The sequence below is a fragment of the Bradyrhizobium sp. USDA 3364 genome (genome assembly GCF_054056355.1).
In genome coordinates, this window is sequence record NZ_JBSRYG010000002.1 from 2052882 (window position 1) to 2066179 (window position 13298).

Here is a 13298-nt window from a genome sequence, read left to right on the forward strand (position 1 = left end):
CGCCGATCACCGGCCGGCCCGCATCGCTTGTATTCAGGTTGGAAATGGCCGCAATGCGCGCAACCGGACATGTCGAAGATGCCAAAGTCGGCGCGAATGACTCAGTCCGACCCCCACCCCCAGCGCTCAATCTCTATGTTGCTGACAGCGCCATACAGGGCGCTGGAGAACTTCGCCGAATTAACGCGCGACAAGAATTATTATCAAGAGACTAAGCGTTAGCCCAATAGACGACATCATAAGCACCGGTACAAACGACTCGAAGCCGATCTCCGGATTTCCATCCGCAGCTTCGCGCAGAAGAACTCGGTCCTCGCTTGTCTGTATGGTCATCATGACTCTCCTGTCTCAAGACGTCGTCGGATATAGCGTCGCTTGAAGAACGACGAGAGAGCCTTAACTCGAACGACTTAGGTACGACATAGAGCGCCTACCTACCTCCCTAGGACATCATTTCCGCACTTTGCCTCGAGAGAGTGAGAGAGGGACCGGAAGTAACCGGCCGAAACGCAAAGCGGCGCTTTTGATCGAACCAGGATATCGAAGCTGAACTGCTATCGACCAAGATCGTTCACGACCGGGAGGCGGACGGTTGCTCGAAGACCTTTCGAGGGTCGGTCGGAAATATTCTCCAGCACAACTGTGCCTCCCAGGCGATCAACGACGCGTTTTACAATCGAGAGGCCCAGTCCGGTGCCATCTTCGGACGGGCGGCTGCCGCGGAAGAACGGCTCGAATATCCGATCGACGTCGCCCGGCGGGATACCTGGCCCGGTGTCTTCAATCTGAACCACCGCTTCGCTGCCGTCGCGATAGACCCCGATATCGACGCGGCCGCTCGGCGGCGTGAACCGTACGGCATTGTCGAGCAGGTTCCGCATCATCGTTGCGACCATCATGGGTTCGCCCTTGGTCGCAATCGGTTCAATCAACTGGAAACCGAGATCTATTCCTTTGCGCGCCGCGTCCGGCAGCAAATCGGACACCAAATCCTTCGCAATGCGGTCCAGCGGCACCACGGTGGCTTCATTGCTCGGGTCGGATTCATGTCGCGCCAGCGCGAGCAGTTGCTCAAGAAGATGCTTGGTGCGGCGCATACCCTGCTTGAGCGCGGCCAAACGCTCACGCGCTTGCTCAGGAAGATCGACTAGATCGAGATTCTCGGCCTGCAAGCTAAGCGCAGTGATAGGCGTCCGCAGTTCATGCGCAGCATCGGCGACGAAACGTCGCTGCTGATCCATCATCAGTTTCACTCGCTCCAACAGCCCGTTGATCGATGCGATGAACGGGTGAAGTTCACTTGGTGTACGCGACAGCGGAAGCGGGGTCATGTCATCGGCGCGTCTTGCGTCGAGATCGCCGGCCAGCCGGACCATCGGGCGCAGCGACCTCGCAACAAGTAAGGCCGTGACCAGCAGCAGGCAGGGAATCAACGCCGCGATCGGTAGCAGCGTGCGAAGCGCCATGCTGCCTGCTATGTCATCTCTGACGTCGGTCAGTTGCGTCACGGCAAACCGGCTTCCATCAGGTCGGGTCTGCACTAGCACCCGCGCCGACTGACCGGTGCGCGACGCCACGTGCAGTCCGTCCTGGAGGCCCCAAAGTCGACGCTCCTCGGCCGGGCCGTGCGGCGTCGTTCCCAATTCCGTGACATCAACCTGCGCGTCCGCATCAACGCCGCGAAGCGACCGGTCGCTCTTGACGCTACCGTTCTGCAGCAGGCTTCCGATCTGGATCAGGATCGAATCCTGCATCTCGATCGCCTCGTCGAAGGCCCAGAGATAGGTGAACGCGCCTCCGATGGACCCCGCCAGGAGGATGACCGCAGTCAAGCCGACAAAAAGCCGAGCGCGCAGGGATTTTGTCATCATGGGCGGTCCACCATCCAGCCGACGCCGCGCACATTGCGGATCACTGTGGCGCCCAGTTTCTTGCGGATGGTGTGGATCAGGAATTCGATCGCATTGCTCTCGACTTCCTCGTTCCAGCCGTAGATTTGCCGTTCCAACTCACTGCGCGACAGGATCGTACCCGGCCGCGCCAACAAGGCCGAAAGCAACGCGAACTCGCGAGCGGTAAGCAGCGATGCCTCGCCGTGGAAAGAAGCTTCCCGGGTTGCAGGGTCCACGTGAAGCTTGCCATTGCTGAGCAGCGCCGGTGAACCGCTGCCCTCACGGCGAAGCACCGCGCGCATGCGCGCCAGCAGTTCGCGAATCTCGAACGGCTTTACCAGATAGTCGTCCGCGCCGAGATCGAGGCCGTCGATGCGGTCGTCAACGCCATCCCGCGCGGTAACAATGATGACGGGTAGCTTGCGGCCAAGCGCACGAAGCCGGCGCAGCACCTCGCGGCCATCGGCCAAGGGAAGCCCAAGATCGAGCAGCGCTACCTCGTAGGCCTCATTCTCCGCAGCGTGGATGGCGGTCTCACCATCCGTCACCCAATCCACCGCATAGGCCGCATCCCTAAGCGCCTGCTCGACGGCCGCGCCTACCATCTTGTCGTCCTCGATCAGCAAAACCCGCATTTCGATGCCTCATTTTCGACGCCCAGGTTAATCCCCATATGACACCGCACCCTGGGATACCGCTCGTCGCGCACGGCTGATTTCTCCGACTCGAGACCGATATCGTTTCTCCCCATCCCGACTTAGCGGACACTTAGAGCAGACCTCGCCAATGACACGGCGTCGTCAACACGCGTTCACTCCGTTCAAAATCTCCTCCTAAGCCGCTCCTAAGTTGGCGTCGCCATGGTCCGGCATCGTCTTCAACACGCCGCATTCCTTCGAGGAGAGATCACGTGCCCGCCACGGTGAATCCGCGTCCGCCACTGTTGCTCAACAAGGTCCCGGAAGTCACGGCGATCTTCTGGATCATCAAGATCCTGTCGACCACAGTTGGCGAGACCAGCGCCGATTATCTCGCGGTGCATGTCGGCCTTGGGGCAAGCACGACGACCGTGATCATGGCCGGTTTCCTCGTCGCCGCACTGGCCTTGCAGCTCCGTGCGCGAAGTTACATTCCTGGAAGCTATTGGCTGACGGTGGTCCTCCTCAGCGTCGTCGGCACGCAGATCACCGACTTGCTCACCGACAAGCTTGAAATCAGCCTCTATCTTAGCACGGCCGCCTTTGCCGCCACTTTGGCGGCGACTTTCGCGATCTGGTACGGCGCCGAGCGGACGCTTTCAATTCACACCATTGTCACCAGGCGGCGCGAGCTGTTCTACTGGGCGGCGATCCTCTCCACATTTGCGCTGGGAACAGCGGCCGGGGATCTGGCGACCGAAGCCCTCGGCCTCGGCTTCCAGCTCGGCGTCGTCGCATTCGGCGCGCTGATCGCGGTCATCGCCTTCGCCTACTATCTCGGCGCCAATCCGATTCTCACCTTCTGGCTGGCCTACATCCTTACGCGTCCGCTCGGCGCTTCGCTCGGTGACCTGCTTTCGCAGTCCAGAAATTACGGCGGCGTCGGCCTCGGCACCATCTACACCAGCATTGGATTTCTCACCGTCATCGTCGCACTGGTCACCTGGGCGAGTTTTGAAGGCGAGCGAACCGGCAAGACCGATGCGGTCCGGTGATTTCCAATGTCAATGTTCATTAGAAATCCGCGCAATCGCGTGCGGGCAAGGCCAAGAGGAGAACACGCATGAACAAGACAATTCTGGCGCTGGCCGTCGGCTTTCTGACGGTGCCAACAAGCGAGCCGAACGTCCGCACCAACGGGCACATTTCGTTCGTGCCGCTTGCCGAAGCGGCGATGTCATCGAAGCTCGGCGACTTGACGCCGTTCCGCACCATCGTCGTGGACGTCTCAGCGCTGGTCGACAAGGGCGACCTCGCCGGCGCAAAGACGCGGATCAAGGATCTAGAGATCCAGTGGGACGAAGCGGAGGCCGTCTTGAAGCCGCGCGCGGCCGGCGACTGGCACATCGTCGACAAGGCGATTGACCGCACGCTAGAAGCGCTACGCGCCACCTCCCCAGACGCTGCCAAATGCAAGCAGACCATAGCGGAGCTGCTGTCGATCATGGATTCAATCGGAAAATCCTGACGCTCTGCAGCGTTGCATTTTGACACGTATCAACGCGGCCGACGGCGACGCTGCACGTCTGCCGTCGACGTCCAGCGGAAGTGGAAGAAGCATGGATCAATATTACAAGCACCCCATCCGCACCGAGCGTGCGAGCAAAGTCCCTGAAATCACCTTGGCATTCTGGATCATTAAGATACTCGCGACGACGCTCGGCGAGACCGGCGGCGATGCCGTGACGATGTCGATGAATCTAGGTTATTTAACGGGAACGGCGATCTTTGCGGCGATCTTCGCCGCCGCTGTCGCCGCACAGATGAGCGCGAAGCGATTCCACCCGCCGCTTTACTGGCTGGTGATCGTCGCGACCACCACGGTCGGAACCACGCTCGCCGATTTCGTCGATCGGTCGCTCGGGATCGGCTATCTCGGCGGCAGTTCGCTTCTCGCCGTGCTGCTGGTCGCTTCGCTGGCGATCTGGCATCGGACGACGGGGACGGTTTCGATCGCCTCGATCGATTCGAGGCCTGCGGAGACCTTTTACTGGATTACGATCATGTTCTCGCAGACCCTGGGCACCGCACTCGGTGACTGGATGGCCGACTCGACCGGGCTCGGCTATGCTGGCGGCGCGCTGGTCTTTGCCGCCGGACTTGCGGTCGTTACCGCGGCCTATTTCTCGACCAAAGTCTCGCGGACTGTCCTGTTCTGGGTCGCCTTCGTTCTCACCCGGCCGTTGGGCGCCACCGTTGGCGATTTCCTCGACAAGCCGCTCGACCATGGCGGGCTGGCGCTCAGCCGATACGCGGCGTCGGCCTCGCTGGCGGCCATCATCGTTCTGTTGATTGTGCTGGTACCGCAGCGCTCAGGGGAACATCCGGCCTGACGACGTAACGCGCAAAGCAGACATTTTGACTGAGCTCGGCGCGCAATCGCGCCGAACCGGGGGCCAACCCACTCTTCGGGCGAACGCGCTATAGCACCCGGATCTCTGTCGAAAATAGCCTATCAACTATCCCGAAGCTCGCTTGTCACGCGGCTGATAACTTCCCGCAGCCAAGCATGTGCCGGCTGGTTGTCGAGCCGTCGCAACCAAATCATCGCAGCTTCGATCGGCCGAGGCGAACGCGACAGCCGACGGAAGACAAGGGGGTGAGACCTGGTCATGTTTTTGGCGACGTTGAGCGGAAGGACAGACACCAAATCCGACGTCGCCATAATCTGCGCTGCCGACAAAAATGGTGCACGCATCGCCGATTTAAGGCCGGGCTTTGACTTGCCAAGTCCGATTTCGACAAAATCGGGCCCAAACTGGGCAGACGAGATTTCCAATTGGGGTAGCGTCGTCAGCTGTTCCGTCGAGATTTCCTGTGTTTTCGCCGCGGGATGTCCCTTGCGATGAACGACGACGAATTGATCCTGCAACAATCGCCGCCGCGAGAAACGCTCGCCCTGGACTGCTGACGGACCGATCGCCAGATGCAATTCGTTGCGATCAAGCTGTTCGAAAACGTCCAGCGTGCCGCTTGGCCGAAAATCCAGCCGCACTCCGGGGGCGATCCTGGCGATCCGCGCCGCGATCGGAGCTACCAGAACGATGGCTGCGTAGTTGTCGACCGCAATGCGGAACGATGCCGTCGCCTTTGACGGATCGAACTGCACCGGTTCCAACGACTGTTGCAGGCCGTCGAGCGCCGTCCTGATCGGGGTGGCGAGTTCGTCGGCTCGCGGCGTCGGCACCATTCCGTTCGGACTGCGGACAAACAGCTCGTCCTTCAGCATGTGACGCAGCCGGGTCAGCGCATGGCTCATCGCGGGCTGACTCAGCCCCAGGCGTTGCCCCGCCCTCGTCACGGAACGATCCCGCATAATGGCGTCGAACACCACCAAGAGGTTCAGATCGAGCGCCGCCAGATTGGGCGGGGTTTTGCTCAAGCGATTGGAGCTCCAACGTAATTCAAAACAAGCATGTGAGGATGAAGAGAATGCATTTTGCGCATGCGAAACGCAATCCTAGATTCCGGCTTGTCGACTTGATTGCACCTCGCAGACTGCGAACCAGAACGTGCTAGGGGCGAGCTAAGCCAGCCCTAAGGATCGGTCGCTACCGCGACGGCAGGTCATTCCACGGGGAGAATACCATGATCGGTATAGTCCGGCTCGCGCTGCGGCGGCCGTATACGTTTGTCGTGATGGCGGTGCTGATCATGATCATCGGCACGGCCTCCGCCTTGCGGACGCCGACCGACATCTTTCCGAACATCAACATCCCCGTCATCAGCGTGGTGTTCAGCTACACCGGGCTTCCGGCCGACGACATGGCCGGCCGCATCGTCACGTTCTACGAGCGCTCGCTGCCCAACAGCGTCAACGACATCGAGCATATCGAGTCGCAGTCGATCGTGAATTACGGCATCATCAAGATCTTCTTCCAACCGACCGTGAACATCAATGCCGCGCTGGCGCAGGTCAGCGGCATGTCGCAGACGGTGTTGAAGCAGATGCCGCCGGGCATCACGCCGCCCCTGATCTTGAGCTTCAATGCCTCGAGCGTGCCGATCTTTCAATTGGCGCTATCGAGCGACCGGATGTCCGAGACGCAGATCTTCGATTCGGCGCTCAACTTCATCCGCCCGGCGCTGGCGCCGGTGCCCGGCGCCGCGCTGCCGCTGCCGTTCGGCGGCAAGGTGCGCCAGGTCCAGGCCGACCTCAACCAGCAGGCGCTGCATCAATACGGCGTGTCCGCCAACGACGTCATCAACGCGCTATCGCTACAGAACCTGATCACGCCGGTCGGGACGCAGAAGATCGGCAGCTACGAATACACCGTCAATTTGAATGGCTCGCCGGGAGCGGTCGCGGCGTTCAACGACCTCCCGATCAAGACCGTCAACGGCACCGTGATCTACATGCGCGACATCGCCTATGTGCATGACGGGAGCCCGCCGCAGACCAACGCCGTCCACGTCAATGGCGCCAGCGCTGTGCTGCTCACGATCATGAAGGCCGGCGCAAGCTCGACGCTGGACATCATCAACGGGGTCAAGAACCTGCTGCCGTCGGTGTCGCAGACGCTGCCGGCCAGCCTGAAATTGACCGCGGTCGGCGACCAATCGGTCTTCGTTACCGACGCGGTCTCCAGCGTGGTCCGCGAAGGCGTGATCGCAGCAGCGTTGACGGGCGCCATGATCCTGCTGTTCCTCGGCAGCTGGCGCTCGACCTTGATCATCACGCTGTCGATTCCACTGGCGATCCTCGCTGCGCTGACCGGGCTTTCGCTGCTGGGCGAGACCATCAACGTCATGACGCTCGGCGGATTGGCACTCGCCGTCGGCATCCTCGTCGACGACGCCACCGTTACCATCGAGAACATCAACTGGCATCTTGAGCAGGGCAAGGCGATCGAGCCCGCCATTCTCGACGGCGCGCAGCAGATCGTGGTGCCGGCCACCGTGTCACTATTTTGCATCTGCATCGCCTTCGTGCCGATGTTCGGGCTCGGCGGCGTCGCCGGCTATCTGTTCCGCCCGCTCGCCGAGGCGGTGATACTGGCGCTGGCCGCGTCCTACGCGCTGTCGCGCACGCTGGTGCCGACATTGGCGAACTATCTCTTGCGCAATCAACACATCCATGCCAACGCCGATCCGGAAAAACCCAGCCGCAATCCGCTCAAGCGTTTTCAACGCGGCTTCGAGCGCATGTTCGAAAACATCCGCAGGAGCTATCTGGGCCTGCTGCAGCTGTGCCTGCACAACCGGGTCAAGGTGATCGCCGGGTTCTTGGTCTTCAGCATCCTGTCGTTCGGGCTTGCGCCTTATCTCGGCCAGGACTTTTTCCCAGCCGTCGATGGCGGGCAGATAAAACTTCACATCCGCGGCCCCACGGGGACGCGGATCGAGGAGACGGCCAGCCTGACCGACCGGATCGGCACCGCCATCCACGGCATCATTCCGGCCAGCGAGCTCGACGGCATCGTCAGCAATATCGGGCTCACGGTTTCGGGCATCAACATGGCCTACAACAACTCCGGCACTATCGGCGTCGGCGATGCCGACATCCTGATCAGCCTCAAGCCGAACCATGCGCCGAGCGACGATTACATCAAGACCATGCGGGAAAAACTGCCGCGGCAGTTTCCCGGCACCAGTTTCGCGTTCCTGCCGGCCGACATCGTCAGCCAGGTCCTGAATTTCGGTGTGCCAGCCCCGATCGATCTGCAGGTCGCCGGCCGCGACCTGGTGGCGAACCGCAAATACGCAAATGCGCTGCTGGCCAGAGTGAGAGCGATCCCCGGCATCGCCGACGCGCGCATCCAGCAGGCATTCCAGCAGCCGACGCTCAACGTCAATGTCGACCGCTCGCTGACCTCGCTGGTCGGACTCACCGAAAAGGACGTCGCCACCGCGATGCTGACGACGCTGTCTGGCAGCTCGCAATCCGCGCCGACCTATTGGCTCAATCCGACCAACGGCGTCTCCTATGCGGTCTCAGTGCAGACGCCACAACGCGATATCGGCACCTTGACGGGGTTGAAGAATATTCCTGTGACGTCGGCGGCCGCCGTCAGTACCCAATTGCTGGGCGGCCTGGCGCAGGTCCAGCGCAGCAACAGCAACGCCGTGGTATCGCACTATAACGTCCAGCCCGTGATCGACATTTACGCGGCGCCGCAGGGGCGCGATCTTGGTGCGCTCGCGTCCGACATTCAACAGGTCATCCACGACACCGCAAGGGATCTGCCCAAAGGCGCGAGTGTCGCGCTGCGCGGTCAAGTCAGCACGATGACCAGTGCCTATCAGCAGCTGTTCGTCGGGCTCGCCGCCGCGATCGTGCTCATCTATCTATTGATCGTCATCAACTTTCAGTCGTGGGTCGATCCCTTCGTCATCATCATGGCGCTGCCGACCGCGTTGGCCGGCATCGTCTGGATATTGTTCGGCACCAGCACGACGCTTTCGGTCCCCGCCCTGACCGGCGCGATCATGTGCATGGGGGTTGCGACCGCCAACAGCATTTTGGTGATCAGCTTTGCCCGCGAGCGGATGGCGGCCGGCGCGAGCGCGCTGCAGGCCGCGTTCGAGGCGGGCGGCTCCCGGTTCCGTCCCGTGCTGATGACGGCGCTCGCGATGGTGATCGGCATGCTGCCGATGGCGATCGAGCCCGGCCAGAACACCCCGCTGGGTCGAGCCGTGATCGGGGGCCTGATCTTCGCCACATGTGCCACGCTATTCCTGGTGCCGACGATTTTCAGTCTGGTGCACGGACGAAAGACCGCCGCCGCAGATCAGGCGGATGCCCTGCCCTCGCCGTCACACTAATTGGAGAACAACAGAAATGTTTTCGGAAGACGTCAAAGCCCCAAGCCGGCGAAGCCTCCTCACCGTCGCCACGGCTGCAGTCCTCATCGGCTGCGTCGTGGTCGGCTACGGCTTGATGAGCCGAGCGCAGAGCAAGCAGGAAGTCGTGGCCTGGGCCAATGCGCAGGCGATCCCGACCGTGGCCCTCGCGCAAGTCACGCCAAGCAGCCCGAGCCAGGCCCTGACGCTGCCGGGCAATATCCAGCCGTTCAACCGGGCGGCGCTGTTCGCCCGCGTGAATGGCTACGTGCAGAGCTGGGATCACGACATCGGCACGCCGGTGAAGGCCGGGCAGATGCTGGCCACCATCGACGCTCCCGATCTCGATCAGCAGCTCAGCCAAGCCAAGGCGACCTTGGCAAGCGTGCGGGCCAATCACCAGATCGCCACGCTCACCGCGAACCGCAACAACATCCTGCTGCAGAAGCAGATCGTCGCCCAGCAGCTGGCCGACCAGACGTCGGCCGACGAGAAGGCGAAGGAGGCGGTGGTCGACGCAAATCAAGCCAATGTTCGGCAGTTGGAGGCTATGCAATCCTTTAAGACGATCAGCGCCCCCTTCGACGGTATCGTCACTGCCCGCAATGTCGAGCTCGGAATGCTGATCAACCCGGGAAACTCTGGCCAGCCGCTGTTCGAAGTGTCCGACCTGCATCGCGTCCGCATCTATGTACAGGTGCCGCAATCATTCTCGGCCGGCCTGACGGTCGGGATGAAAGCCAAATTTGAGATGCCGCAATACCCGGGAGTGCAGTTCGACGCCGATCTCTCGCACATTTCCAAGGCGATCAATCAGAATTCGCACAGCATGCAGGTCGAGCTTCAGGCCGACAACTCGGCCGGAAAGTTCTTCGGCGGCAGCTACTGCAATGTCCACTTCCAAATCCCGGCCGATCCGAATTTGGTGACCATTCCCTCCACCGCGCTGGTCACCGGCAATCAGGGTACGCAGGTCGCGACCATCGACGGCAACGGCAAGGTCGCGCTGAAGAGCGTCCAGCTCGGCCGCGATCTCGGGGACAGCGTGGAGGTGCTCGCCGGCCTGTCGCCGTCCGACCGCATTATCAACTCACCGCCGGAAACCTTGACGACCGGCGATACCGTTCGCGTCGCCGTCGCAACGCCGCAGGTCGCTCTATCGCCTTCGTCAACGTCCCGGCAATAGGTCTCGCATGCCGGCTTGCGTAAACCTTCCTTTTACGGGTCGCGACGTCAGGCTCGACCTGTTCCGCGGCCTTGCGAACTGGGCGATCTTTCTCGATCACATCCCGCACGAGGCGCTGAGCTGGCTCACGATCAAACATTACGGGTTCAGCGACGCCGCCGATCTCTTTGTGTTCATATCGGGCTACACAGCGGCTCTCGTGTTCGGACGCTTGATGATCGAGCGTGGCTACGTGGCTGCTGCCGCGAAATTGGCCAAGCGCGCCCTCCAGCTGTATGTCGCGCATATAGCCGTCATCCTCATCTATATCGCGGTGATCGCGAGTGTCTCGCACGGGTTTCACGATCCGGATGATTTGAACCAGTTCAACGTCGCGGTTTTCTTGAACAAGCCGTTCCGCGAATTCATCCAGGCGCTGGCGTTGATCTACAAGCCAGTCAATCTGGATGTGCTTCCGCTCTATGTCCTGCTGTTGGGCGCGTTCGCCCCTGCTTTATGGGTCATGGTCCGGAGGTCGCATCTGACCCTGGCTGGCTCGATCGCCCTGTATCTTGCCGCGCGGCAATTTGGCTGGAATTTGCCGGCCTCGCCATCGGACGTCTGGTACTTCAATCCGTTCGCCTGGCAGCTCTTGTTCTTCCTGGGCGCCTGGATCGCGCTTGGCGGCGCGCGCGCACTCCAGCCGGTCCTTCGAACGAGGACGTCGCTCGGGCTGTCGATTGCCTACCTCGTCTTCGCGTTGATCGTGACGATCGCCATTCGCGCCCTTGATTTCGACCATCTTCTTCCAGATTGGTTGCTGGCGCCGTTCAACCCAAACGACAAGACCAATCTTGCACCGTATCGGGTCGTTCACTTCATTGCCCTCGCCATTGTCGTTACCCGTTTGCTACCAGCGTACTCGCTAATTCTGGAATGGCGAGCGCTGGCGCCGCTGATCAAATGTGGCCAAAACTCGCTGTCAGTCTTTTGCACCGGCATCGTGCTGTCGTTTTGCGCCCACGCTGCGATCGAATTGAGCTTAAATTCGCTGTGGGTTCAATTTGGCGTGGGTGCTGGGGGAATATTGTTTTTGACGATAGGCGCATCCATTTTGACATGGTCAAGACGGCAAGCTGGCTTAGCTCACTGGCGGGGGTATTGGTGGCCGGCGTGGAAGCGTCAGTGCTGCGAACCGGTCGCGCACGAAGACGCTGTCGCCAAGGGGAGTTCGCATGCTATTTTTTAGCTCAGTTCCGCGCATGACCTCGCGGGCGGTGTTATGGTTCGCGGCGGCGACGATTAGCATTGCCATGGCGTCTGACGCACCCGGCGCGGAAGAGAGCGGCACGACGCTCTCGCCCCGTGTGCTGCAGGAGATCGAGCAGGTCGAGGCCGAGATCGACCGCATCGAGGCGCGCGCGATCGAGCGATTAGCTGAGCCGCCGGACAATCAAGTCCAGCAAGTCGAACTGCTCGGCAAGCTGATGCTTTACGACAAGCAGCTCTCGGTGAACCGCAACGAGGCCTGTGCCTTCTGCCACATGCCCGAGACCGGCTTTACCGGTCCGGTGTCCGAATTGAACCGGATCACCGGTTCCTATCCCGGCTCCGTCCGCACGCGCTTCAGCAATCGCAAGCCGCAATCGCATGCCTATGCGCCGCTGTCCCCCGTCCTGCATTTCAATTCCGCGCAGGGCGATCTGGTCGGCGGCAACTTCTGGGATATGCGCGCGACTGGCCGCCGTTTGGGCAATCCTGCCGCCGAGCAGGCCGAGGGGCCGCCGACCAATCCGGTGGAAATGGGGCTGCCCGATGTGGCCTGCGCGGTCTATCGCGCTTCGCAGCGGCCGTACCGCCCGTTGTTCGAAAGTGTGTGGGGACCGCAGGCCTTCGCCATCGCCTGGCCGGCCGGCGTCGAGCAGGTCTGCGCTCGGCCGGGACCGCCGTCCGCCAGCGATCCATTGCCACTGCATCTCGACCGGCTCGATCGCGGCCGGGCCAACGCCACCTTCGATCAGATGGCGCAATCTATCGCCGGTTATGAAGCTTCGGCCGAGGTCACGGCCTTCAGCTCGAAATACGACGCGATGCTTGCGAACAAGGCGCAATTTACGCCGCAGGAGCGGGCCGGTTACGATCTCTTCCGCGGCAAGGCGCTTTGCAACAGCTGTCACCGCGACGGCGGCCCCGGCGAGGACCCGCTGTTCACCGACTTCACCGCCAGCAACATCGGAACCCCCGCCAATCCCCGGCTTCCCTATTACCGGGAGGATCGGCCCGACACCCTCGGATATGTGGCCAACCCGCAAGGCCCGTCGTTCGTCGATGACGGCGTCGGCACGTTTCTCCGCGGCGGCCACGTGTTGAGCCAGCCCTCGCCGGTCGACGCGCGATGGCTCAAGCTTGCGCCGGACAATCAGGGACGAATTCAGGTGCCCACCCTGCGCAACGTCGATAAGCGGCCCTATCCAGGCTTCGTGAAGGCTTACGGGCACAACGGATATTTCACGAGCCTGAAAGCAATCGTGCATTTCTACAATACGCGCGACGCGCTGCCGCGCTGTCGGCCCGGCGATCCCGGCGAAAGCACCACGTGCTGGCCCGCACCAGAATCGACCGACAACATGAACACCAGCAAGGTGGGCAACCTCGGCCTGTCGGACGCGGAGGAAGATGCGCTGGTGAGCTTCATGCAGACGCTCTCCGACGGCTATATGCCGACCAGCCGGCCGTAGAGTTGCACCTGCCTGGTAGGAT

10 protein-coding genes are annotated in these 13298 nt (G+C 61.5%); 7 read left to right on the top strand and 3 right to left on the bottom strand.

The genetic code is table 11. The annotated features are described in order from the left end of the window. Positions 1-554: 554 nt before the first annotated feature. Complete coding sequence (locus tag ACVILL_RS09530; RefSeq protein ID WP_456728823.1) at positions 555-1871, bottom strand: ATP-binding protein; 1317 nt, start codon at positions 1869-1871, stop codon at positions 555-557. Then, on the bottom strand, positions 1868-2527 hold the full coding sequence (locus ACVILL_RS09535) for a response regulator transcription factor (RefSeq protein ID WP_456728824.1): 660 nt from the start codon (positions 2525-2527) through the stop codon (positions 1868-1870). The genes ACVILL_RS09530 and ACVILL_RS09535 overlap by 4 nt, the downstream gene beginning before the upstream one ends. Before the next feature lie 275 nt (positions 2528-2802). Between ACVILL_RS09535 and ACVILL_RS09540 the strand changes: the two genes are divergently transcribed. The 3 genes from ACVILL_RS09540 to ACVILL_RS09550 all read left to right on the top strand — a co-directional run bounded on the left by ACVILL_RS09540 (position 2803) and on the right by ACVILL_RS09550 (position 4923). Beyond that, positions 2803-3585 carry a COG4705 family protein gene (locus ACVILL_RS09540; RefSeq protein WP_456728825.1) on the top strand — a complete coding sequence of 261 codons (783 nt, stop codon included), beginning with the start codon at positions 2803-2805 and terminating at the stop codon, positions 3583-3585. A gap of 68 nt (positions 3586-3653) precedes the next feature. Beyond that, positions 3654-4058, top strand: coding sequence for a hypothetical protein (locus ACVILL_RS09545; RefSeq protein WP_456728826.1), 405 nt, complete (start codon positions 3654-3656; stop codon positions 4056-4058). A gap of 91 nt (positions 4059-4149) precedes the next feature. Next, positions 4150-4923, top strand: coding sequence for a COG4705 family protein (locus ACVILL_RS09550; protein WP_456728827.1), 774 nt, complete (start codon positions 4150-4152; stop codon positions 4921-4923). Between the two features lie 122 nt (positions 4924-5045). Here ACVILL_RS09550 and ACVILL_RS09555 read toward each other — a convergent pair whose 3' ends face one another. Beyond that, positions 5046-5972, bottom strand: a complete 927-nt coding sequence (locus ACVILL_RS09555) for a LysR family transcriptional regulator (RefSeq protein WP_456728828.1) — start codon at positions 5970-5972, stop codon at positions 5046-5048. 206 nt (positions 5973-6178) lie between these two features. On the opposite strand from ACVILL_RS09555, the gene ACVILL_RS09560 reads away from it, so the two are divergent. The 4 genes from ACVILL_RS09560 to ACVILL_RS09575 all read left to right on the top strand — a co-directional run bounded on the left by ACVILL_RS09560 (position 6179) and on the right by ACVILL_RS09575 (position 13276). Then, complete coding sequence (locus tag ACVILL_RS09560) at positions 6179-9355, top strand: efflux RND transporter permease subunit (RefSeq protein WP_456728829.1); 3177 nt, start codon at positions 6179-6181, stop codon at positions 9353-9355. 16 nt (positions 9356-9371) lie between these two features. After that, positions 9372-10559 carry an efflux RND transporter periplasmic adaptor subunit gene (locus ACVILL_RS09565; RefSeq protein ID WP_456728830.1) on the top strand — a complete coding sequence of 396 codons (1188 nt, stop codon included), beginning with the start codon at positions 9372-9374 and terminating at the stop codon, positions 10557-10559. Between the two features lie 7 nt (positions 10560-10566). After that, on the top strand, positions 10567-11787 hold the full coding sequence (locus tag ACVILL_RS09570) for an OpgC domain-containing protein (protein ID WP_456728831.1): 1221 nt from the start codon (positions 10567-10569) through the stop codon (positions 11785-11787). A gap of 64 nt (positions 11788-11851) precedes the next feature. Next, positions 11852-13276 carry a cytochrome-c peroxidase gene (locus ACVILL_RS09575; protein WP_456728832.1) on the top strand — a complete coding sequence of 475 codons (1425 nt, stop codon included), beginning with the start codon at positions 11852-11854 and terminating at the stop codon, positions 13274-13276. Positions 13277-13298 lie beyond the last annotated feature (22 nt).

Bases quoted from the DNA above. Each gene is read 5' to 3' on its own strand.
- ACVILL_RS09535 (WP_456728824.1), bottom strand. From the start codon at position 2,527: ATGCGGGTTTTGCTGATCGAGGACGACAAGATGGTAGGCGCGGCCGTC.
- ACVILL_RS09545 (WP_456728826.1), top strand. From the start codon at position 3,654: ATGAACAAGACAATTCTGGCGCTGGCCGTCGGCTTTCTGACGGTGCCA.
- ACVILL_RS09560 (WP_456728829.1), top strand. From the start codon at position 6,179: ATGATCGGTATAGTCCGGCTCGCGCTGCGGCGGCCGTATACGTTTGTC.
- ACVILL_RS09565 (WP_456728830.1), top strand. From the start codon at position 9,372: ATGTTTTCGGAAGACGTCAAAGCCCCAAGCCGGCGAAGCCTCCTCACC.
- ACVILL_RS09570 (WP_456728831.1), top strand. From the start codon at position 10,567: ATGCCGGCTTGCGTAAACCTTCCTTTTACGGGTCGCGACGTCAGGCTC.
- ACVILL_RS09550 (WP_456728827.1), top strand. From the start codon at position 4,150: ATGGATCAATATTACAAGCACCCCATCCGCACCGAGCGTGCGAGCAAA.
- ACVILL_RS09530 (WP_456728823.1), bottom strand. From the start codon at position 1,871: ATGATGACAAAATCCCTGCGCGCTCGGCTTTTTGTCGGCTTGACTGCG.
- ACVILL_RS09575 (WP_456728832.1), top strand. From the start codon at position 11,852: ATGGCGTCTGACGCACCCGGCGCGGAAGAGAGCGGCACGACGCTCTCG.